Genomic DNA, 23034 nt, shown 5'->3' on the forward strand with positions numbered 1-23034 from the left:
CCAGCCGGATAACGTGGCGTTTATCCGGCTTACCGCGTTTGCTTTGCTACCGTTTCTTCTCCTGAATGGGTACTATGGCGGCCTTTCTATAAGGAGCTTACTATGTCCCAACCACTGAACGCCGATCAGGAACTGGTCTCTGACGTTGTTGCCTGCCAGTTAGTTATCAAACAGATTCTGGATGTTATTGACGTTATTGCCCCGGTTGAAGTTCGGGAAAAGATGTCCAGCCAGTTGAAAAACATCGATTTTACCAGCCACCCTGCCGCAGCGGACCCGGTTACTATGCGGGCCATTCAAAAGGCGATTGCGTTGATTGAGCTGAAATTCACACCGCAGGACGAAGCGCACTAAAGTAAAGCGACTGCGTAACAGCCTCCCGGCACGGGAGGCGTAACGTCGTGGCAATATAGCGGTTAGTGGTGTTGATAGTTGACGACGTTGAGTAAGTGTTTGTCCGTTTGCACCATACACAATCCCGCGCGTTTTGCGCTGCGAACTTCATCGAGAATCGTCTGTAACAGAACGCCATCCTGCTGCTGATCTTTTTCCAGGTCGTGGAGAAAGTTGAGCGTTGGCGCGTCATTCATTGCTTTGGCTTCGTCGGTTAAGCGTGAGAGCGTACTGGCGCGTTGCTGATACTCATCCAGCGTTTTTTGAAATAACTCTTCAAGACAGGTTAATTCTTCGCCGGGAACATCAATGGCTCTCACGATGGGGTTGGCGCCTGCGTTCTTCATAAAATTGAACATGCGCATCATTTGGGTCACGTTTCCCTGCGCCTGGGTACGAAGAAAGGTCGCCGTGCCGGTCAGACTGTGGTCAAAACACCAGTCGCTCAGGTGGAGGTAGAGGTTAGATGCGTAAAACTCAAGGTTCATTTGGGTGTTGAGCTTATGAACCATTCCAGCTGTCGCCATATCAATATCCTTATTTCCAGAAAGGGTGATGCGCGTTACTCATGTATGCGCAATGAATACTGTTAGCAGAATAAATCCGTTCTGCCGGTCCTTTATGTGATCAAAAAGCTGATTCCGTTGCCGATCGAAAATAAGCATAGCGCCAGTACGGCTATAAGAAAATCCTTAAATCCCAATGTTTATATTTTTTTACAGTTTGCTGAAGGTATATCGCTGACGGAGAATGAAAGAATATAACGAGTGTTTATGTATATGATTGATTTTACGTGATTTTAAGTTGATATTTATTTTTGAAATGATGTTTCATATCACAAAAGAAAATACACCGGCGTGTTAGGATCGAATAATTAGCGGGCGAAACAGTTCTGGCCGAAATTATCGACAACGTTTTTTGCGCCAGATCATTTTTGCCCATTTTTTAAATATAACCGAATGAACAATTCGTCATTTCGGTGTGATTAACACGAGTAAAGCGAGGAGTCGTAAATGAAAAAGGTCGCTGTCCTGCTGGCGCCAGGATTCGAAGAAGCAGAAGCCGTGGTCACTATTGATATTCTGCGTCGCCTGAATATTGATGTTGAAACGCTGGCCTGCGCGGAATCTCGCGCGGTAGTGAGTTATCACGATATTCCAATGGTTGCGGACAACACCCTCGCCGGGCGTCTGGACACGTTGTATGACGCCATCGTCTTGCCCGGCGGCCCGCAGGGGAGCGCTAATCTGGCCGCCAGCGCGCAGGTGATCGACTTCGTTTCCCGCCATGACGCTGCGGGTAAACTGATCTGTCCGGTCTGCTCCGCCGCAGCGCGTGTGCTGGGGGGCAATGGTCTGCTGAAAGGACGCCGTTACGTCTGCTCTGGCGACCTATGGGAAAATGTGACTGACGGTGAATATGTTGATGCGCCGGTCGTGGAAGATGGCAATCTCTTGAGCGGCAAAGGGTTAGGGCATATTTTTGATTTTGCGCTGACGCTGGCTGCTCGTCTGTCAGGGGATGACGCTTCTGTTCGCGATCATGCCGATCATATTTACTATGCCTGGTAAAGCATATTTCCCCGGATGCGCCTGCATTCGGGGACAAGGATTTGCTGGCTGATGTTATGGACTAATCTGCTACCTCTTTTTTATTTGTCTGACAAAACCTTTTTTTTTTATGTCATTTTCCGCTGAATTTATGTACGCAATTACTGTAATTCTGCGGTGTGATGCCGCTCTCCTATGGAGAATCAATTTCCCGCTACAACTAACACCAGCACGGGTATCAATCCTTGGCTTTTAAGGTAATACCTTGTTTTACGGCTAAATTACAAAGAATCGTTCGATTTTACCCTACATAAAAGAACGCTAAAGCTGGAGTTAACCATGCACAAATTTACTAAAGCGCTGGCAGCCATCGGTCTGGCTGCCGTTATGTCACAATCCGCTATCGCTGAAACCATGAAGCTCGGTTTTCTGGTGAAACAACCGGAGGAACCCTGGTTCCAGACAGAATGGAAATTTGCCGATAAAGCCGGGAAAGATCTGGGTTTTGAGGTCATTAAAATTGCGGTGCCGGACGGTGAGAAAACCCTGAACGCCATCGACAGCCTGGCGGCGAGTGGGGCAAAAGGCTTCGTTATTTGTACCCCGGACCCGAAACTGGGTTCAGCGATCGTTGCGAAGGCGCGTGGGTATGACATGAAGGTGATCGCCGTGGACGATCAGTTCGTCAACGCGAAAGGTAAGCCAATGGACACCGTACCGCTGGTGATGATGGCGGCCACGAAAATTGGCGAGCGCCAGGGGCAGGAGCTGTATAAGGAGATGCAAAACCGCGGCTGGGATGTGAAGGAAACGGCGGTGATGGCGATTACCGCTAATGAACTGGATACCGCGCGTCGCCGCACATCCGGCTCGATGGAAGCGCTGAAAGCTGCGGGCTTCCCGGAAAAACAGATCTATCAGGTTCCAACGAAATCCAATGATATTCCCGGCGCATTCGATGCCGCTAACTCTATGCTGGTTCAACACCCTGAAGTGAAACACTGGCTGATTGTCGGCATGAATGACAACACCGTGCTGGGCGGCGTGCGCGCCACCGAAGGTCAGGGCTTTAAGGCGGCGGACGTTATCGGCATCGGCATTAACGGTGTGGATGCGATCAGCGAACTGTCAAAAGCGCAGGCGACAGGATTCTACGGCTCGTTGCTGCCCAGCCCGGACGTACACGGCTATAAATCCAGTGAAATGCTCTACAACTGGGTAACCAAAGATGCGGAACCGCCAAAATTCACTGAAGTGACCGACGTGGTGCTGATCACCCGTGACAACTTCAAAGAAGAACTGGCGAAAAAAGGTTTAGGCGGCAAGTAACACAAATGCCGGATGGCGACGCGAAAACGGCTTATCCGGCCTGCGAATTGCGTATTCAGTAGGCCGGATAAGGCAACGCCGTCATCCGGCAAAATCCTGACTCACGGAGACGTTATGCAACAGCCCACCCCATATCTCTCATTTCGCGGCATCGGGAAAACGTTCCCTGGCGTTAAGGCGCTGACGGATATCAGTTTTGACTGTTATGCCGGTCAGGTGCATGCGCTGATGGGCGAAAATGGCGCCGGGAAGTCCACACTCTTAAAAATTCTCAGCGGCAACTATGCGCCAACCACGGGATCGCTGGCGATCCGTGGGCAAGAGATGACCTTTGCCGACACCACGGCTGCACTGAATGCCGGTGTCGCCATTATTTACCAGGAACTGCACCTCGTGCCGGAAATGACCGTTGCGGAGAATATCTATCTCGGCCAGCTCCCGCATAAAGGGGGGATTGTTAACCGGACGCTGCTCAACTACGAAGCCGGTCTTCAGTTACAACATCTGGGGATGGATATCTCCCCGGATACCCCGCTGAAATACCTCTCGATTGGCCAGTGGCAAATGGTGGAGATTGCGAAAGCGTTAGCGCGTAACGCCAAAATTATCGCTTTCGATGAACCGACCAGCTCGCTCTCCGCCAGGGAGATCGAGAACCTGTTCCGGGTGATTCGCGAACTGCGCAAAGAAGGGCGCGTCATTCTGTATGTGTCGCACCGTATGGAAGAGATCTTTGCACTGAGCGATGCCATTACCGTGTTTAAAGATGGCCGCTACGTTAAAACGTTTACCGATATGCAGCAGGTTAACCATGACGCGCTGGTTCAGGCGATGGTTGGGCGCGATCTCGGCGATATCTACGGCTGGCAGCCTCGCGCCTGTGGCGCAGAGCGGCTGCGGCTGCAAGAGGTGAAAGCGCCTGGCGTTCGCGCGCCTGTCAGCTTATCCGTACGCAGCGGCGAAATTGTCGGCCTGTTTGGTCTGGTTGGCGCCGGGCGCAGTGAATTAATGAAAGGGCTGTTCGGCGGAACGCGCATCACCGAAGGACAGGTGTTCATTGATGAGCAGCCCATTGATATCCGCAAACCGGCGCACGCGATTGCGGCAGGCATGATGCTGTGCCCGGAAGATCGCAAAGCGGAGGGGATCATTCCTGTGCATTCGGTTCGCGACAATATCAACATCAGCGCCCGGCGTAAGCATGTGCTGGGCGGGTGCCTGATCAATAACGGTTGGGAAGAGAGCAATGCCGAACACCATATTCGCTCCCTCAATATAAAAACGCCAGGTGCTGAGCAACTCATTATGAATCTCTCCGGGGGGAATCAACAGAAGGCGATTCTGGGACGCTGGTTATCGGAAGAGATGAAGGTCATTTTGCTTGATGAGCCGACGCGCGGTATCGATGTCGGCGCAAAACACGAGATCTACAACGTTATTTACGCGCTGGCGGCGCGCGGTGTGGCCGTGCTGTTTGCCTCCAGCGATCTGCCGGAAGTTCTTGGTGTTGCCGACCGTATTGTGGTGATGCGTGAAGGTGAGATCGCCGGTGAATTACTTCACGAACAGGCGGATGAACGGCAGGCCCTGAGCCTTGCTATGCCTAAAGTCAGCCAGGCTGTCGCCTGAGTAAAGGAGAGTAAGATGTCTTCTGTAACTACATCCGGTTCTGGCGCACCTAAGTCGCCGTTTAGCTTCGGGCGTATCTGGGATCAATACGGCATGCTGGTGGTGTTCGCCGTCCTGTTCCTGGCGTGTGCGATCTTTGTGCCTAACTTTGCCACGTTCATCAACATGAAGGGGCTGGGGCTGGCGATTTCGATGTCGGGTATGGTGGCGTGCGGGATGCTGTTTTGTCTGGCGTCCGGCGATTTTGACCTCTCCGTCGCCTCGGTGATTGCCTGTGCCGGCGTCACCACCGCCGTGGTCATCAATATGACCGAAAGCCTGTGGATTGGCGTGGCTGCCGGGCTGCTGCTGGGCATACTTTGCGGACTGGTGAACGGTTTTGTTATCGCGCGTTTAAAGATCAACGCCCTGATTACCACGCTCGCCACGATGCAGATTGTTCGTGGTCTGGCCTATATCATCTCTGACGGTAAAGCGGTAGGGATTGAAGATGAGCGCTTCTTCACCCTCGGGTACGCCAACTGGTTTGGGCTACCTGCACCGATCTGGTTAACGGTAGGGTGCCTGGTTATCTTTGGTTTATTGCTGAATAAAACCACGTTTGGCCGCAATACGCTGGCGATTGGCGGGAATGAAGAAGCGGCGCGTCTGGCCGGGGTGCCGGTAGTACGCACGAAGATCATTATCTTCGTTCTCTCCGGGCTGGTGTCGGCGGCGGCGGGGATTATCCTGGCGTCGCGTATGACCAGCGGCCAGCCAATGACCTCCATTGGTTATGAACTGATTGTGATTTCAGCCTGCGTATTAGGCGGTGTCTCCCTCAAGGGCGGCATCGGAAAAATCTCATATGTGGTCGCGGGGGTGTTGATTCTGGGGACGGTGGAAAACGCCATGAACCTGCTGAACATTTCCCCCTTTGCGCAGTACGTCGTGCGCGGCTTAATCCTGCTGGCAGCGGTAATCTTCGACCGTTACAAACAAAAGGCGAAGCGCACCGTTTAATGAAATAAACCGTAACTATTTAGTTTAGCTCCTCCCGATAGCCAGCCGCTACCCCGGCTGGCTATTGTCTTTCTAAATGGCGAGCAGCGTCACACTGTCTATACTTACATGGCTAATGGGGCCGATCCGCGCGCCTCAAAAACGATGATTAAGGAGGAGAACAGGGTGGCAGAACCGTTAACCGTATCCCCCGAACTGTCCGCAAAATATGCTTATTTTTTCGATCTTGATGGGACGCTGGCGGAGATTAAACCACACCCGGATCAGGTGGTGGTGCCGCACAATATTCTCCAGCTGTTACACCGCCTCTCGACGCATAACGCAGGGGCGCTGGCATTGATTTCAGGGCGCTCAATGGCTGAGCTTGATGCGCTCTCAGCCCCCTTTTGCTTTCCCCTCGCCGGGGTGCATGGGGCGGAACGCCGTGACATCAATGGTAATACCCATATCGTGCGCCTTCCGCAGGCGATAGCACGCGATGTCAGCGCGCAGCTGCACGCCGCGCTGGGAAATCTTCCAGGGGCGGAACTGGAAGCGAAAGGCATGGCCTTTGCGCTGCATTACCGGCAGGCGCCGCAGCATGAGGCGACGTTGCTGGCGCTGGCGCAGCACATTACGCAGAAATGGCCGCAGCTTGCGCTTCAGCCGGGTAAATGCGTGGTGGAAATTAAACCGAAAGGCGCGAACAAAGGGGAGGCCATTGCCGCGTTTATGCAAGAAGCGCCATTTGCAGGGCGTATCCCTGTCTTTGTGGGCGATGACTTGACGGATGAGGCGGGCTTTGACGTCGTCAATAATTTGGGAGGGATTTCAGTCAAAGTGGGTGCCGGGGCGACCCGGGCAACAGGACGTCTGGCAGGCGTTCCTGAGGTCTGGCGCTGGCTGGAAGAAATTAACAATCCACAACAAGAAAAAAAATTAATGAATGACAGGAGAGATGGCTATGGGTCGTTTAGTCGTAGTATCTAATCGAATTGCTCCCCCGGATAATAAAGGCGGCGCGGGTGGCCTGGCAGTTGGCGTACTGGGCGCGTTGAAAGCGGCGGGCGGATTGTGGTTCGGCTGGAGTGGCGAGACGGGCAACGAGGATAAGCCGTTAAAAAAGGTCACACGAGGCAATATGACCTGGGCGTCTTTTAATCTGAGCGAGCAGGACTACGAGGAATATTATTGCCAGTTTTCGAATGCGGTCTTATGGCCTGCCTTCCATTATCGACTCGATCTGGTGCAGTTCCAGCGCCCCGCGTGGGAAGGGTATTCACGGGTGAATGCGCTGCTGGCGGATAAGCTGCTGCCCTTACTGAAAGATGACGATATTATCTGGGTTCATGACTATCATTTATTGCCGTTTGCCAGTGAATTGCGCAAGCGGGGCGTGAATAATCGCATCGGCTTTTTCTTGCATATTCCTTTCCCGACGCCGGAAATTTTCAATGCCTTGCCGCCGCACGATACGCTGCTGGAACAACTGTGTGATTTTGACTTACTGGGATTCCAGACGGAAAACGACCGCCTGGCATTTCTGGACAGTCTGTCAAGCCAGACCAGAGTAACCACGCGCGGCAGTAAGAGCCACTCGGCATGGGGGAAATCCTTCCGCACTGAGGTCTATCCTATTGGCATTGAACCTGACGAGATCGCACAACAGGCTTCCGGGCCGTTGCCGCCGAAACTGGCGCAGCTAAAAGCGGAGCTGAAAAATGTGCAAAACATTTTTTCCGTCGAGCGTCTGGATTACTCCAAAGGATTACCGGAGCGTTTCCAGGCGTATGAAGCGCTGCTGGAGAAATACCCCCAGCACCACGGGAAAATTCGCTATACGCAAATAGCGCCGACCTCGCGTGGTGAAGTGCAGGCTTATCAGGATATCCGCCACCAACTGGAGACGGAAGCAGGGCGTATCAACGGTAAATATGGACAGCTTGGCTGGACGCCGCTCTACTATCTTAACCAGCACTTTGATCGCAAGCTGCTGATGAAGGTGTTCCGCTACTCGGATGTCGGGTTAGTGACCCCGCTGCGGGATGGCATGAATCTGGTCGCGAAAGAGTTTGTCGCCGCGCAGGACCCGGCAAATCCCGGCGTTCTCGTTTTGTCGCAGTTTGCCGGTGCGGCAAATGAGTTGACGTCCGCGCTCATTGTTAACCCTTATGATCGGGATGATGTGGCCGTAGCGCTCCACCGCGCGTTGACCATGCCGCTTGCCGAACGCATTTCACGCCACGCGGAAATGCTTGAGACGATTATTAAAAATGATATTAATCACTGGCAGCAACGGTTTATTCGCGACCTAAAGGATGTCGCGCCACGTAGCGCTGAAACGCTGCATCGCAATAAGGTCGCCACCTTCCCAAAGCTTGCCTGACGCCCGCTAATCACCGGCAAGCGGAACCAGCAATACATCAACTTCACTGGCGCTAACGACACTTTTCGCTGAGCAGGACGCTCGCGAAAAGAAGCTGTGATTATGATTGCCGCAAATGACCAAATCCACCTGCTGCTTACGACACACATCCAGAATATGCGCGCTTAACTCCCCGTAAGTAATGAACGTTTGTTCAATCGGGTAGTCTGCCTTCGCACTCAGTTTGTCGAGAAAATCCTGCGTCTCTTCATGCATCACCTCCCGCAAATCTTCCAGCATGGGGGCGGCGAATTGATTATACAGCTCGGGATCAGAGGCGAGGGTAATCAGGCTAATGCGGGCATTGACGGGACGAGCAATGGAGACAGCTTTCGCTAACAGCTGCTGACTTTCGGGGGTAACGGCGACGGCGACAAGAATATGCGTATAGCTCATAACTCGCTCCTTATTGCAAGAATATGAGGTTTCTTCTTCAGCTTTACTCTGTTTAGTCGAATTCTGCAATGTTTTCCTGTGACGATAGTGTGAAGGTTATCATAATAATTCATTAATTATTCTTATAAATGGAATAGTGGCATAACGCACATTGTAAACGTTATTGCGCGCTTTAACTTAAATCGACCAATTATGAAAACAAAATGTTAATTACGATGTAACAAAAATTAACTTGTTATGCATCATAGATACCGTCTATTGGTTAACCCTGCTTAATATTTAAGTGGTTGTTTAGAAACGATTAAATTATTTTATGTCCCCGACAGGAATATTCAGGAGGGGGGATATTTTCAGATGTTATTTTAACGGTGCTAAACATAACGCATGAGTGATTATTTACGCACATATTCGTGTATCTGGAATAGAAAAACTGAACGAAAGGCTAAAAAATAATCAAAATAAAAGTTCAACTGATGGATTTATGTTAAGTATTTGGATGATTTATGTGATCTGGATCACATATTTCTCAAATTCGCAGCCCGGCTCCGTTGTATGTGTTCGTGCTGACGAGTAGAGTTGCGTCGAATTAGGAAAAATCTTAGGCATTTTGTAATAAATCATGTAAACGTGTAAAAACCTGACACCCCATTAAGGGGGGTTTTACTGTATGCATCGGTGCCTGGGCGTGGCTATGCATTTGACCTTTTTGCTTTTTTTACCGGGGATTCCCGGCGACATCACGGGGTGCGGTTACACCGCATAAAAATAAAGTTGGTTATTCTGGATGGGAACAATGCATACATCCGAGTTGCTGAAACACATTTATGACATCAATCTGTCATATTTACTCCTTGCACAGCGTCTGATCGTTCAGGACAAAGCATCCGCGATGTTCCGCCTTGGTATCAGTGAAGAGATGGCGAACACGTTGGGTACTCTGACTCTTCCACAAATGGTTAAATTGGCCGAAACAAACCAGTTGGTATGTCATTTCCGTTTTGACAACCACCAGACAGTTACCCAGCTGACCCAGGATTCTCGCGTTGACGATCTTCAGCAAATTCATACCGGTATCATGCTTTCAACACGCCTGTTACACGATGTGAATCAGGCCGATGATGCGGCGCGTAAGAAAAGGGCTTGATGATGAGTGAAAAAAGCATTGTTCAGGAAGCTCGCGATATCCAGTTAGCGATGGAATTGATCTCTTTGGGCGCCCGTTTGCAAATGCTGGAAAGCGAAACGCAGTTAAGTCGTGGTCGCCTCATCAAATTATACAAAGAGTTACGCGGCAGTCCTCCGCCAAAAGGTATGCTTCCTTTTTCAACGGACTGGTTTATGACATGGGAGCAAAACATTCATGCCTCCATGTTTTGCAACGCCTGGCAGTTCTTACTCAAAACCGGTCTGTGCAGCGGCGTGGATGCGGTCATTAAAGCGTACCGTCTGTATCTGGAACAGTGCCCGCAGGCGGAAGACGGGCCATTGTTGGCGTTAACACGCGCATGGACGCTGGTGCGTTTCGTGGAAAGCGGGCTGCTTGAATTATCGACCTGTAATCGCTGTGGCGGGAATTTTATTACCCATGCGCATCAGCCTGCGGGGAGTTTTGCCTGTAGTTTGTGCCAGCCGCCGTCCCGCGCAGTAAAAAGACGTAAACTTTCCCAAAATGCTGCCGATATTATTCCACAACTGCTGGATGAACAGATCGAACAGGCTGTTTAACCGATACGGTGTGGACAAACACTCCAGCAGCGGTAAGTAATTACCGCTGCTTTTTTTTGCCTTGCCGACGTGTTATTCGCCCGACTGTACATCCTGTTTTAGTCAACAGCGGAAGGATGATGTCGTGCTTATCTTATTAGGTTACCTGGTAGTTCTCGGTACAGTTTTCGGTGGTTACATGATGACCGGCGGACACCTTGGAGCACTCTATCAACCGGCTGAATTCGTCATCATCGGTGGTGCGGGGATCGGGGCATTCATTGTCGGTAACAACGGCAAAGCGATCAAAGGGACGTTAAAGGCGATCCCGTTACTGTTTCGTCGTTCGAAATACACAAAAGCGATGTACATGGATTTGCTGGCGTTGCTCTATCGCCTGATGGCCAAATCGCGCCAGCAGGGGATGTTCTCGCTGGAACGTGACATTGAAAACCCGAAAGAGAGTGAAATTTTTGCCAGCTATCCGCGTATTCTGGCCGACGCGGTCATGCTTGATTTTATCGTCGATTATCTGCGCCTGATCATCAGCGGCAACATGAATACCTTTGAAATTGAGGCGCTGATGGATGAGGAAATTGAAACCCACGAAAGCGAGGCGGAAGTTCCTGCCAACAGCCTGGCGCTGATGGGCGATTCATTACCGGCATTTGGTATCGTTGCGGCGGTCATGGGGGTTGTCCATGCGCTGGCTTCCGCCGATCGTCCGGCGGCTGAACTGGGGGCGCTGATCGCCCATGCGATGGTGGGGACATTCCTCGGGATTTTATTGGCCTATGGGTTTATCTCGCCACTCGCCAGCGTGCTGCGTCAAAAGAGCGCTGAAACCACCAAAATGATGCAGTGCGTAAAAATCACACTGCTTTCTAACCTGAACGGTTATGCGCCGCCGATCGCCGTCGAATTTGGTCGTAAAACATTGTATTCCAGCGAACGTCCTTCGTTCATTGAGCTGGAAGAGCACGTACGCGCAGTGAGAAACCCGAACCAGCAGCAGACGACGACCGAGGAAGCATGAAGAATCAGCCCCATCCAATTATCGTCGTAAAACGGCGGAAACATAAGGGTCACGGCGGGGCGCATGGCTCCTGGAAAATTGCTTACGCCGACTTTATGACGGCGATGATGGCTTTTTTCCTCGTCATGTGGCTGATTTCTATCTCCAGTCCTAAAGAATTGATTCAAATTGCCGAATATTTCCGTACGCCGCTGGCGACAGCGATAACGGGCGGACATCGCATCGCGAACAGTGAAAGTCCGATCCCCGGCGGCGGCGAGGACTACACCCAGCAGCAGGGTGAAGTGAACAAGCAACCCAATATTGATGAACTGAAAAGGCGTATGGAGCAGAGCCGTCTGAGCAAATTGCGCGGCGACCTGGATCAGCTGATTGAGTCCGATCCCAAACTGCGCGCATTGCGGCCGCACCTGAAGATTGACCTGGTTCAGGAAGGGCTGCGCATTCAGATTATCGACAGCCAGAATCGCCCGATGTTTAAGACGGGCAGCGCGGAGGTTGAACCTTACATGCGTGACATTCTGCGTGGTATTGCGCCGGTGTTGAACGGTATTCCTAACCGCATCAGCCTTTCCGGTCATACGGATGATTTCCCGTACGCCAGCGGCGAACGGGGATACAGCAACTGGGAATTGTCGGCCGACCGCGCCAATGCTTCGCGTCGCGAGCTGGTGGTTGGCGGTCTGGATGATGGAAAAGTATTACGGGTGGTAGGCATGGCCGCCACGATGCGTCTGAGCGATCGCGGTCCTGATGACGCCATCAACCGCCGTATAAGTCTGCTGGTGTTGAACAAGCAGGCAGAAGAGGCCATTTTGCATGAAAACGCTGAAAGCCAGAATGAGCCGGTAAGTGTCTTACAACAGCCAGCGGCACTCCCGCCGGTAAGCGTTCCCACATCGCCACCAGCCAATCCGAGGTGATAGCGTGAGCATGGATATTAGCGATTTTTATCAGACATTTTTTGATGAAGCTGACGAGCTGTTGGCTGACATGGAGCAGCACCTGCTTGATTTGGCGCCTGAAGCCCCGGACTCTGAGCAACTGAATGCCATTTTTCGTGCGGCGCACTCCATTAAAGGCGGCGCAGGTACTTTCGGCTTTACCGTTTTGCAGGAAACAACCCACTTGATGGAAAACCTGCTGGATGAAGCCCGGCGCGGTGAGATGCAGCTCAATACCGACATTATCAACCTGTTTTTGGAAACGAAAGATATTATGCAGGAACAGCTCGACGCCTATAAAAGCTCGGAAGAGCCGGATGCCGCAAGCTTCGAATATATCTGCAACGCGTTACGTCAGTTAGCGCTCGAGGCGAAAGGGGAAACCGCTCCGGCGGTGGTTAACGCTGCCAAACTGAGCGTCGTCGACGGTACGGCGATACAGGAAGAGGCAGTCGCACAGGAAAACAGCGCGGAAGAGAGCAAACTGCGCGTGGTTCTTTCGCGCCTGAAAGCCAATGAAGTCGATCTGCTTGAAGAAGAGTTGGGCAACCTGGCCACCTTAACGGATGTGGTGAAAGGCGAGGATTCGCTGTCCGCGACCCTCGACGGCACGATTGCGGAAGATGACATCATTGCGGTGCTCTGCTTTGTGATTGAAGCCGATCAGATAGCCTTTGAGACGGTCTCCTCAGCCCCGGTCGCGCAGGTCGAAGAGCCGGTTGCTGTGGCAACTACGCCGCAACCGACCGCAGTGGTACCTGTTGCCAAAGCCGCCGCCAGCGAACCGCAGTCCGGGCGCGCCGAGCGTGAAAAGCCGGCCCGTGAGCGAGAGTCAACCAGTATTCGCGTGGCGGTTGAGAAAGTAGACCAGTTGATCAACCTGGTCGGCGAACTGGTGATTACTCAGTCAATGCTGGCCCAGCGTTCTAATGAACTGGACCCGGTTAATCATGGCGATCTCATCACCAGCATGGGTCAGTTACAACGTAACGCCCGCGATCTGCAAGAGTCGGTGATGTCGATTCGTATGATGCCGATGGAGTACGTCTTCAGCCGCTTCCCGCGTCTGGTGCGCGACCTGGCGGGTAAACTGGGCAAACAGGTTGAACTGACCCTTGTCGGCAGCTCGACGGAACTGGATAAAAGTCTGATTGAACGCATTATCGACCCATTAACCCACCTGGTGCGCAACAGCCTCGATCACGGTATCGAGATGCCGGAAACACGCCTTGAAGCCGGTAAGAATGCGATCGGTAATCTGATCCTCTCCGCTGAACACCAGGGCGGCAATATCTGCATTGAAGTGACCGATGACGGTGCGGGGCTGAACCGCGAGCGCATTCTGGCGAAAGCTGTCTCTCAGGGGATGGCGGTCAACGAAAACATGACCGATGAAGAAGTGGGCATGTTGATTTTTGCGCCGGGCTTCTCCACCGCCGAGCAGGTGACGGATGTTTCCGGTCGCGGCGTGGGCATGGACGTGGTGAAACGTAACATCCAGGAGATGGGCGGCCACGTTGAAATCCAGTCGAAGCAGGGGACGGGCACCACCATTCGCATTCTGCTGCCGCTAACGCTGGCTATTCTGGACGGGATGTCCGTCCGCGTGGCGGGCGAAGTGTTCATTCTGCCGCTGAATGCGGTAATGGAATCGCTGCAACCGCGTGAAGACGATCTGCACCCGCTGGCCGGAGGCGAGCGCGTACTGGAAGTGCGCGGCGAGTATCTGCCGCTGGTGGAACTGTGGAAAGTCTTTGATGTCGTTGGCGCCAAAACTGAAGCCACGCAGGGCATTGTGGTGATCCTGCAAAGCGGCGGTCGCCGTTACGCACTGCTGGTTGATCAGCTTATTGGACAGCACCAGGTGGTAGTGAAAAACCTGGAAAGCAACTATCGCAAGGTGCCTGGCATTTCTGCGGCGACGATTCTGGGTGACGGCAGCGTGGCGCTGATCGTTGATGTCTCCGCATTGCAGGGTTTAAACCGTGAACAACGTATGGCGATCACAGCCGCCTGATTGAGTGAGAAAGGTAATTATATGACCGGTATGAGTAATGTAACCAAACTGGCCGGCGAGCCGTCAGGTCAGGAATTCCTGGTATTTACACTGGGAGATGAAGAGTACGGTATCGACATCCTGAAAGTGCAGGAGATCCGTGGCTACGATCAGGTCACGCGCATCGCTAACACGCCTTCTTTTATTAAAGGGGTGACGAACCTGCGCGGCGTGATTGTGCCGATTGTCGATCTGCGCGTGAAGTTTTGCCAGGGCGACGTTGAGTATAACGATAACACGGTGGTCATCGTGTTGAATCTGGGACAACGCGTGGTAGGGATTGTGGTGGACGGCGTGTCTGACGTGCTGTCGCTGACGGCGGAGCAAATTCGCCCGGCGCCGGAGTTTGCCGTTACCCTGTCTACGGAATATCTGACCGGTCTGGGCGCGCTTGGCGAACGTATGTTGATCCTGGTGAATATTGAGAAACTGCTGAACAGCGATGAGATGGCGCTGCTTGATATCGCCGCTTCCCACGTTGCATAACCGTTGACTGCCCGTGCCGGATGGCGCTTTGCTTATCCGGCCTACATACGGCGATGAGTCATGTGTAGGCCGGATAAGCAAAGCGCCATCCGGCAAATACATTACCCCACTAACTGCTGCGGAACGCGTTCTTCCGCGTCCTCTTCCAGCAAACCTTCATTCTGCGCCAGCATCGCGGTGGCAATCCCGTTTCCTAACACGTTAATGGCGGAACGTCCCATATCAAGAAAATGGTCAATCCCCATCAGCAACAAAATGCCCGCCACCGGAATATTGAAGCTCGGAATCGTGGCGGCCAGCACCACCAGCGCAGAACGCGGCACGCCTGCAATTCCTTTTGACGCCAGCATCAGCGTCAGCATCAGCACCGTAATTTCCGCAAAAGAGAGATGAATATTATAAGCCTGCGCGATAAACATCGACGCGAAAGAGCAGTACACCATTGAGCCGACGAGGTTAAAGGAGTAACCAATAGGCAGCACAAACGACACGATGTTACGTGAGCAGCCAAACTTCGTCAGTTGTTCCAGCGTTTTCGGGTAAGCGGCTTCAGAGCTGCTGGTAGTAAAGGCGACCAGCACCGGATCTTTCAACATGCTGACTAACCGGAACACCTCTTTTTTCAGCACCATATAGCCCACGGCCAGCAGCACCAGGCAGGTCAGCAGAATCGCCACATAGTAGCCGCCGATAAACGACGCGTAGTTAAGCAGAATCCCCAGCCCCTGGGTGGCGATCACCGAGGAGATCGCGGCAAAAATGGCCAACGGCGCAACGTACATCACGTAGCCGGTCACCTTCAGCATAATATGTGAAACCACATCCAGGGCGGCGACCAGCGGCGCGTTGAATTTCTCGCCAAGCGACGCGCCGCCAATACCGAAGAACATGGAAAACACGACGATCTGCAAAATTTCGTTATTGGCCATCGCCCCGGCAATGCTGGTCGGAATGGTGTGCGACAGGAATCCTTTTAAGCTCATGCCGCCCACCGCAAGTCCGGTGTCGACCGATTCTGCCGGAATTGCCAGATTCAGACCGCTGCCCGGATGCTCAATCGTCACGATAAACAGCCCCACCAGAATGGACAACACGGAAGAACTGATAAACCAGACCATCGCTTTACCGCCAACGCGGCCGATAGTGGCGGTTTCGCCCAGACGCATGATGCCCACGGTCAGTGTGCTGAAGACCAGCGGGGCAATCACCATTTTAATGAGCCGTAAGAAAATATCGGTGAGGAGCGTGATGTTATCGGACCAGGCGGCGATCGCCTCCTGTGACGCGTAAGAGTGAATCACCGCGCCTGACAGGATGCCTGCCAGCATGAAGATCACGATAAATAACGTGAGTTTGTTTGCACTTGCCACTGAAAAGCCCTCTGGCTGGATTTAACATGTTGTTGTCAGTAACGCTTTTGTTTTATTTATTGAGTCGCACTGAAATATTCATCATATAAATTGAATTAAAGCGCAGGGGGATACAACTATTTTTTATTATTTATTCATTTTGTTGTGTTCTGACGGTTGTGCTTATGTGATCAGAGTCACATAAGAATCGTTTTTGTCGGCAAAATGCAAACTGTCCAGGAAGGTGATGAATGTTAATATAATGATAATAATGATGTTTTTCTGTCAATGTCTGGTTGCCGCCCCAAAACCGCCAGCCGCGATCCGTCGATCGGCGCTTCCTGCTTCTATTTCCTTTTCGCAAATGTAAAGTTCTCTTCTCTGGTGCCGATAACGTTGATAACTCGTTTTCAGGAAGGTGCCTTATGTTTAACCGTATCCGCGTTGTCACAATGCTGATGATGGTGCTGGGGGTTTTCGCACTGCTACAGCTTGTTTCCGGTGGTCTGTTGTTTTCGTCATTACAGCAGAACCAGCAAAGTTTTGTTATTTCAAATGATTTACGCCAGCAGCAGAGCGAACTGACCTCGACATGGGATCTCATGCTGCAAACGCGTATTAACCTGAGCCGTTCTTCGGCCCGCATGATGATGGATGCCTCTAATCAGCAGAGCAGCGCGAAAAACGACCTGCTGAAAAACGCTAAAAGCACGCTGGAGCAGGCGGCAACGCATTATGCCAACTTCAAAAATATCAATCCGCTGCCGGAGATGGCGGAAGCCAGCGGCAATGTGGATGAAAAATACCAGCAATACCATGCGGCGCTGGCGGAACTGGTTCAGTTCCTCGAAAACGGCAACATGGATGCCTACTTCGCGCAGCCAACCCAGGGGATGCAGAACGCACTTGGCGAAGCGCTGGGCAAATACGCTGGCGTGAGCGAAAAACTGTACAGCAAGGCGTTTGATGAGAGCGCGCGTGACTACCATTTTGCCCAGTGGCAATTGGGTATTCTGGCGGTTGTCCTGGTGCTGATTCTGGTTGTGGTGTGGTACGGCATTCGTCATACCTTGCTGAATCCGCTGGCGCGAGTGATTGCCCATATTCGTGACATCGCCAGCGGCAACCTGACCAATACGCTGACCGTCTCCGGGCGCAATGAGATCGGCGAACTGGCGGGAACCGTTGATCATATGCAGCGTTCGCTGATTGAGACGGTGACTCAGGTACGTGAAGGGTCTGACGCCATCTATTCCGGCACCAGCGAAATCGCTACGGGCAACACCGATCTTTCCTCCCGCACCGAGCAGCAGGCGTCGGCGCTGGAAGAGACGGCTGCCAGCATGGAACAGCTCACCGCGACGGTGAAACAGAACGCCGACAACGCCCGTCAGGCGTCGCACCTGGCGCAAAGCGCCTCCGACACTGCGCAACACGGTGGGAAAGTGGTGGATGGCGTGGTCAACACCATGCATGAAATTGCCGACAGCTCGAAGAAGATCGCCGACATCATCAGTGTTATCGACGGCATTGCATTCCAGACCAATATTCTGGCGCTGAACGCTGCGGTTGAAGCCGCGCGCGCCGGGGAGCAAGGGCGCGGGTTTGCGGTGGTGGCAGGGGAAGTGCGTAACCTGGCAAGCCGCAGCGCGCAGGCGGCGAAAGAGATCAAAGCGCTCATTGAAGATTCCGTTTCGCGGGTGGATACCGGCTCCGTGCTGGTGGAAAGCGCCGGTGAAACGATGAGAGACATTGTCAACGCCGTGACCCGCGTGACGGACATCATGGGTGAAATCGCGTCGGCTTCCGATGAGCAAAGCCGCGGGATCGATCAGGTGGCGCTGGCCGTCTCTGAGATGGATCGCGTCACGCAGCAGAACGCCTCGCTGGTGCAGGAGTCGGCGGCCGCAGCGGCCGCGCTTGAAGAGCAGGCCAGCCGTTTAACGATGGCGGTATCCGCGTTTCGTCTGGCATCTCGTTCATTAACCGTAAAAACAGACCTGAATACAACCGCAGCGGCGCCGCGTACAGCGCAACCGCGCCAGCTTGCAACTGAACAAGATACTCACTGGGAAACATTTTGATCGTCTTTTAATCGTGGCCTTTGCCGCCTAATGGGAGCGTTGATGTTTAATCGTATTCGAATCTCGACCACGCTGTTTTTAATCTTGATCCTCTGCGGTGTTTTGCAGATTGGCAGTAATGGCTTGTCCTTTTGGGCATTTCGCGATGGTTTTCAGAGTCTGAACCAGGTCGAGCAGAGTAATCAGCAACGCGCAGCATTGGCGCAAACACGCGCCGTTTTATTACAGGCCAGTACTGCGCTGAATAAAGCCGGGACGTTAACCGCGCTGAGCTATCCGCCCGAGGATATCAAACAGCTGATGACCACCGCCCGGGAAAGCCTGGCGCAGTCCGGCGTTGTGTTTAAAGGTTTTATGGCGACAGAGGCGAGTACGGAAGAGGGGAAAGCGTTACAGGCCGCCACGGAAAAAAGTTATACGCAGTGGTATAGCGATCTGGAGCATCAGGCCACCTGGCTTGAAAGCAACCAACTGTCGGATTTTCTGACCGCGCCGGTACAGGCATCGCAGGACGCCTTTGACGCCAACGTCAATACCTGGCAGCAGGATATCAACCGTGTTCTGGAGACGGCCAGCGAACAGGGGAAAGACAATTATCACCGCTCGGCGATCATTTTTATCACGATGGTGGTCGTCGCAGCGTTATTAACCACCGGGGCGCTGTTCTGGTCACGCAAAATGATTGTTCAGCCGTTGGCGATTATCGGCAGCCATTTTGACAGCATTGCGGACGGAAACCTGGCGTGGCCGATCGCCGTGTATGGGCGCAACGAGATTTCCGCTATTTTCGCCAGCCTGAAGGCCATGCAGCAGGCGCTGCGCGAAACGGTCAGCGACGTGCGGCAGGGCAGTTTAGCGATGCATACCGGCATTTCGGAAATCGCGATGGGCAATAACGATCTGTCGTCGCGTACCGAACAGCAGGCGGCGTCGCTGGCGCAAACCGCAGCCAGTATGGAGCAGCTAACGGCAACGGTCGGGCAGAACGCCGATAACGCCCGTCAGGCCTCCGGTCTGGCGAAAAGCGCGGCGGATACCGCGAAAAAAGGCGGCGACCAGGCTTCGCGTATGGCCAGCACAATGCAGGATATTGCCGCCAGTTCGCAGAAAATTGGCGACATCATCGGGGTTATCGACAGCATTGCGTTTCAGACCAATATTCTGGCGCTGAATGCGGCGGTCGAAGCGGCGCGGGCCGGTGAGCAGGGGCGCGGTTTTGCCGTTGTCGCAGGCGAAGTGCGTAACCTGGCGAGCCGCAGCGCACAGGCGGCCAAAGAGATTAAAGGATTGATTGAGGAGTCCGTAAACCGTGTGCATCAGGGATCGCAACTGGTGGACACCGCCGCGAATACCATGACGGAGATCGTCAGCTCGGTAACCCAGGTGAACGACATCATGGGCGAAATCGCCTCGGCCTCCGATGAACAGCGCAGAGGAATTGAGCAGGTGGCGCAAGCCGTCAGCCAGATGGATCAGGTGACGCAACAAAACGCCGCGCTTGTCGAAGAAGCCGCCGCCGCCACCGATCAGTTAGCGAACCAGGCAGACCATCTCTCTGCCCGTGTCGCGGTATTTAAGCTTGAAGAGCAAGTCGTAACACAACAAGAGTCGGCGCCGCCGCAAGCGGTACCCGTTGTATCCTGAATGTGATTGAGAAGGCGCTATGACATCATCGCTGCCCACCGGGCAAACGTCATTATTGTTACAGATGACACAGCGCCTCGCGCTGTCTGACGCGCATTTTCGTCGGATATGTCAATTAATCTACCAGCGCGCGGGAATCGTGCTGGCGGACCACAAGCGGGATATGGTTTACAACCGCCTGGTCCGTCGCCTGAGAACGCTGGGGCTGGATGATTTCGGCCGTTATCTCAGCATGCTGGAAGCCAACCAGAACAGCGCTGAGTGGCAGGCTTTTATTAACTCATTGACCACTAACCTGACGGCCTTCTTCCGTGAAGCGCATCACTTCCCGGTACTGGCGGATCACGCGCGTCGCCGCAACGGGGAATACCGTGTGTGGAGCGCGGCGGCCTCTACCGGAGAGGAACCCTACAGCATCGCCATTACGCTGGCGGATGCCTTAGGGATGGCGCCGGGGCGCTGGAAAGTTTTCGCCAGCGATATCGACACCGAAGTGCTGGAAAAGGCGAGAAGCGGGATTTACCGTCAGGACGAGTTGAAAACGCTGTCGCCACAACAGTTGCAGCGTTATTTCATGCGCGGTACAGGCCCGCATGAAGGGCTGGTGCGCGTGCGACAGGAACTGGCTAATTACGTTGAGTTTTCCACCCTCAACCTGCTGGATAAACAGTACAACGTTCCCGGGCCATTCGACGCGATATTTTGCCGTAACGTCATGATCTATTTTGATAAAACAACGCAGCAGGACATTCTGCGTCGTTTTGTTCCACTCCTTAAGCCTGACGGACTGCTGTTTGCGGGTCACTCAGAAAACTTTAGCAACCTCGTGCGCGACTTTAGCCTGCGCGGACAGACGGTGTATGCGCTAAGTAAGGACAAAGCATGAGTAAAATCAGGGTGTTGTCGGTTGACGATTCAGCGCTGATGCGCCAAATCATGACCGAAATTATTAACAGCCATAGCGATATGGAAATGGTGGCGACGGCGCCCGATCCGCTGGTTGCCAGGGATTTAATCAAAAAATATAACCCCGATGTGCTGACGCTGGATGTGGAAATGCCGCGCATGGACGGTCTCGATTTTCTTGAGAAACTGATGCGACTGCGTCCGATGCCGGTGGTTATGGTCTCCTCTCTGACCGGGAAAGGTTCAGAGGTGACGCTGCGCGCGCTGGAACTGGGGGCGATTGATTTTGTCACCAAGCCTCAGTTGGGCATTCGCGAAGGGATGCTGGCGTACAGCGAGATGATCGCAGAGAAAGTCCGCACCGCGTCACGCGCTCGCCTGGCGGCGCATAAGCCGATGGCTGCGCCTGTGACGCTAAAAGCGGGGCCGCTGCTCAGTTCTGAAAAACTGATCGCGATTGGCGCCTCGACGGGGGGAACCGAGGCCATACGTCATGTGCTGCAACCGCTGCCGCTTTCCAGTCCGGCGGTGATCATCACCCAGCATATGCCGCCCGGTTTTACCCGTTCGTTTGCCGAGCGGTTAAATAAGCTCTGCCAGATTAGCGTGAAAGAGGCGGAAGACGGCGAACGCGTGCTGCCAGGCCATGCCTACATCGCCCCCGGCGACAAGCATATGGAACTGACGCGCAGCGGGGCGAACTATCAAATCAAAATTCATGACGGGCCGCCGGTTAACCGCCATCGCCCGTCAGTGGATGTGCTGTTTCATTCGGTCGCGAAACATGCGGGGCGCAATGCGGTAGGGGTCATCCTTACCGGCATGGGCAACGATGGCGCGGCCGGAATGTTAGCGATGCACCAGGCTGGCGCCTGGACTATCGCGCAAAATGAAGCAAGTTGTGTGGTGTTCGGCATGCCGCGCGAGGCCATCAATATGGGTGGCGTGAGCGAAGTGGTCGATCTTAGCCAGGTAAGCCAGCAGATGCTGGCGAAAATCAGTGCCGGACAGGCAATACGTATTTAACGAGGAGTATTTTTTTATGGCGGACAAAGAGCTCAGATTTCTGGTTGTGGATGACTTTTCCACCATGCGTCGCATCGTGCGCAACCTGCTAAAAGAGCTGGGTTTCAATAACGTCGAAGAGGCCGAAGATGGCGTTGACGCACTGAACAAATTGCAGGCAAGCGGCTTTGACTTCGTAATTTCTGACTGGAACATGCCCAACATGGACGGTCTGGAACTGCTGAAAACGATTCGCGCTGATGGCGCAATGGCGTCATTGCCGGTGCTGATGGTGACTGCAGAAGCGAAGAAAGAGAACATTATCGCGGCTGCGCAGGCGGGCGCCAGCGGCTATGTGGTGAAACCGTTCACTGCGGCGACGCTGGAAGAGAAACTCAACAAAATCTTTGAGAAACTGGGCATGTGAGGGTCTGAGTATGATGCAACCACAAATTAAACCTGTTGATGAGCATTCAGCAGGGGACATCATTGCGCGCATCGGCAGTCTGACCCGAATGCTGCGTGACAGCCTGCGTGAACTGGGGCTGGATCAGGCGATAGCAGAAGCGGCGGAAGCGATTCCTGACGCGCGCGATCGTCTGGACTATGTTGTACAGATGACGGCGCAGGCGGCGGAACGTGCGCTGAACAGCGTTGAAGCCTCTCAGCCACACCAGGATGAAATGGAGAAGGGCGCCAAAGCGCTGACCAAACGCTGGGATGAGTGGTTCGAAAACCCGATTGAACTCGCCGACGCCCGCGAACTGGTTACGGATACGCGTAAATTCCTCGGTGATGTGCCGGGGCATACCAGCTTCACCAATGCGCAACTGCTGGACATCATGATGGCGCAAGATTTCCAGGATCTCACCGGTCAGGTTATCAAGCGCATGATGGATGTGATCCAGGAGATTGAGCGCCAGCTGCTGATGGTATTGCTGGAAAACATCCCTGAGCAAAATTCACGTCCGAAACGCGAGAATGAAAGCCTGCTCAATGGCCCACAGGTCGACACCACCAAAGCCGGCGTTGTCGCCAGCCAGGATCAGGTGGATGACCTGCTGGATAGCCTCGGGTTCTGATGCGGTAAGGTATCCTCAGGTTGTGCCGACAACCT

At 53.3% G+C, this 23034-nt stretch carries 22 protein-coding genes; 19 read left to right on the forward strand and 3 right to left on the reverse strand.

From position 1 onward, the window contains the following. Positions 1-102: 102 nt before the first annotated feature. Complete coding sequence (gene yecJ / locus OGX81_RS18840; protein ID WP_012131942.1) at positions 103-354, forward strand: DUF2766 family protein YecJ; 252 nt, start codon at positions 103-105, stop codon at positions 352-354. Between the two features lie 62 nt (positions 355-416). Here yecJ and OGX81_RS18845 read toward each other — a convergent pair whose 3' ends face one another. Beyond that, on the reverse strand, positions 417-920 hold the full coding sequence (locus OGX81_RS18845) for a non-heme ferritin-like protein (RefSeq protein WP_012131943.1): 504 nt from the start codon (positions 918-920) through the stop codon (positions 417-419). 486 nt (positions 921-1406) lie between these two features. Between OGX81_RS18845 and OGX81_RS18850 the strand changes: the two genes are divergently transcribed. From OGX81_RS18850 to otsA, 6 genes are all read left to right on the forward strand, one after another. Then, on the forward strand, positions 1407-1964 hold the full coding sequence (locus OGX81_RS18850; protein WP_047463114.1) for a DJ-1 family glyoxalase III: 558 nt from the start codon (positions 1407-1409) through the stop codon (positions 1962-1964). 318 nt (positions 1965-2282) lie between these two features. Continuing rightward, a complete protein-coding gene (gene araF, locus OGX81_RS18855) occupies positions 2283-3272 on the forward strand; it encodes an arabinose ABC transporter substrate-binding protein AraF (protein ID WP_012131947.1) in 990 nt (329 codons plus the stop codon). 114 nt (positions 3273-3386) lie between these two features. Further along, on the forward strand, positions 3387-4901 hold the full coding sequence (gene araG, locus OGX81_RS18860) for an arabinose ABC transporter ATP-binding protein AraG (RefSeq protein ID WP_071258743.1): 1515 nt from the start codon (positions 3387-3389) through the stop codon (positions 4899-4901). A gap of 15 nt (positions 4902-4916) precedes the next feature. Continuing rightward, entirely contained in the window at positions 4917-5903 is a 987-nt protein-coding gene (gene araH, locus OGX81_RS18865; RefSeq protein ID WP_024130242.1) for an arabinose ABC transporter permease AraH, read from the forward strand. 165 nt (positions 5904-6068) lie between these two features. Then, the gene (gene otsB, locus OGX81_RS18870; protein WP_104869123.1) at positions 6069-6872 is read left to right on the forward strand and encodes a trehalose-phosphatase; all 804 of its coding nucleotides are present in this window, start codon (positions 6069-6071) and stop codon (positions 6870-6872) included. Beyond that, positions 6847-8268, forward strand: coding sequence for an alpha,alpha-trehalose-phosphate synthase (otsA, locus tag OGX81_RS18875; protein WP_024130244.1), 1422 nt, complete (start codon positions 6847-6849; stop codon positions 8266-8268). Before otsB ends, otsA begins: the two co-directional genes overlap by 26 nt. A gap of 6 nt (positions 8269-8274) precedes the next feature. Here otsA and uspC read toward each other — a convergent pair whose 3' ends face one another. Beyond that, positions 8275-8703 carry a universal stress protein UspC gene (uspC, locus tag OGX81_RS18880; protein ID WP_012131952.1) on the reverse strand — a complete coding sequence of 143 codons (429 nt, stop codon included), beginning with the start codon at positions 8701-8703 and terminating at the stop codon, positions 8275-8277. A gap of 793 nt (positions 8704-9496) precedes the next feature. On the opposite strand from uspC, the gene flhD reads away from it, so the two are divergent. From flhD to cheW, 6 genes are all read left to right on the forward strand, one after another. After that, positions 9497-9847, forward strand: coding sequence for a flagellar transcriptional regulator FlhD (flhD, locus tag OGX81_RS18885; RefSeq protein ID WP_024130245.1), 351 nt, complete (start codon positions 9497-9499; stop codon positions 9845-9847). 2 nt (positions 9848-9849) lie between these two features. Next, positions 9850-10428 (forward strand): flagellar transcriptional regulator FlhC, encoded by a 579-nt coding sequence (gene flhC / locus OGX81_RS18890; RefSeq protein ID WP_286487637.1) that lies wholly within the window; start codon positions 9850-9852, stop codon positions 10426-10428. Positions 10429-10552: 124 nt separating this feature from the next. Next, the gene (gene motA / locus OGX81_RS18895; protein ID WP_047463125.1) at positions 10553-11443 is read left to right on the forward strand and encodes a flagellar motor stator protein MotA; all 891 of its coding nucleotides are present in this window, start codon (positions 10553-10555) and stop codon (positions 11441-11443) included. Then, positions 11440-12366, forward strand: a complete 927-nt coding sequence (motB, locus tag OGX81_RS18900) for a flagellar motor protein MotB (protein WP_047463128.1) — start codon at positions 11440-11442, stop codon at positions 12364-12366. The genes motA and motB overlap by 4 nt, the downstream gene beginning before the upstream one ends. Before the next feature lie 4 nt (positions 12367-12370). Then, entirely contained in the window at positions 12371-14404 is a 2034-nt protein-coding gene (gene cheA, locus OGX81_RS18905; protein ID WP_047463131.1) for a chemotaxis protein CheA, read from the forward strand. Between the two features lie 21 nt (positions 14405-14425). Then, positions 14426-14929 carry a chemotaxis protein CheW gene (gene cheW, locus OGX81_RS18910; protein ID WP_024130249.1) on the forward strand — a complete coding sequence of 168 codons (504 nt, stop codon included), beginning with the start codon at positions 14426-14428 and terminating at the stop codon, positions 14927-14929. A gap of 101 nt (positions 14930-15030) precedes the next feature. Here cheW and OGX81_RS18915 read toward each other — a convergent pair whose 3' ends face one another. After that, complete coding sequence (locus tag OGX81_RS18915) at positions 15031-16299, reverse strand: dicarboxylate/amino acid:cation symporter (RefSeq protein ID WP_047463133.1); 1269 nt, start codon at positions 16297-16299, stop codon at positions 15031-15033. A 404-nt stretch (positions 16300-16703) separates the two neighbouring features. On the opposite strand from OGX81_RS18915, the gene tar reads away from it, so the two are divergent. Genes tar through cheZ form a run of 6 tightly spaced genes read left to right on the forward strand, consistent with a single transcriptional unit; the run spans position 16704 to position 22999 of the window. Further along, complete coding sequence (gene tar, locus OGX81_RS18920; protein WP_104868531.1) at positions 16704-18362, forward strand: methyl-accepting chemotaxis protein II; 1659 nt, start codon at positions 16704-16706, stop codon at positions 18360-18362. Between the two features lie 42 nt (positions 18363-18404). Beyond that, positions 18405-20006 (forward strand): methyl-accepting chemotaxis protein IV, encoded by a 1602-nt coding sequence (gene tap, locus OGX81_RS18925; RefSeq protein ID WP_286487629.1) that lies wholly within the window; start codon positions 18405-18407, stop codon positions 20004-20006. Between the two features lie 19 nt (positions 20007-20025). Further along, positions 20026-20892, forward strand: coding sequence for a protein-glutamate O-methyltransferase CheR (gene cheR, locus OGX81_RS18930; protein ID WP_047463139.1), 867 nt, complete (start codon positions 20026-20028; stop codon positions 20890-20892). Beyond that, a complete protein-coding gene (gene cheB, locus OGX81_RS18935; protein ID WP_012131966.1) occupies positions 20889-21938 on the forward strand; it encodes a protein-glutamate methylesterase/protein glutamine deamidase in 1050 nt (349 codons plus the stop codon). The genes cheR and cheB overlap by 4 nt, the downstream gene beginning before the upstream one ends. A gap of 16 nt (positions 21939-21954) precedes the next feature. Then, the gene (gene cheY / locus OGX81_RS18940; protein ID WP_012131967.1) at positions 21955-22344 is read left to right on the forward strand and encodes a chemotaxis response regulator CheY; all 390 of its coding nucleotides are present in this window, start codon (positions 21955-21957) and stop codon (positions 22342-22344) included. Between the two features lie 10 nt (positions 22345-22354). Next, positions 22355-22999 carry a protein phosphatase CheZ gene (cheZ, locus tag OGX81_RS18945; protein ID WP_012131968.1) on the forward strand — a complete coding sequence of 215 codons (645 nt, stop codon included), beginning with the start codon at positions 22355-22357 and terminating at the stop codon, positions 22997-22999. Positions 23000-23034: the final 35 nt, after the last annotated feature.

This window comes from Citrobacter sp. CK206 (genome assembly GCF_030333125.1).
GTDB classification, from domain to species: domain Bacteria; phylum Pseudomonadota; class Gammaproteobacteria; order Enterobacterales; family Enterobacteriaceae; genus Citrobacter_B; species Citrobacter_B koseri.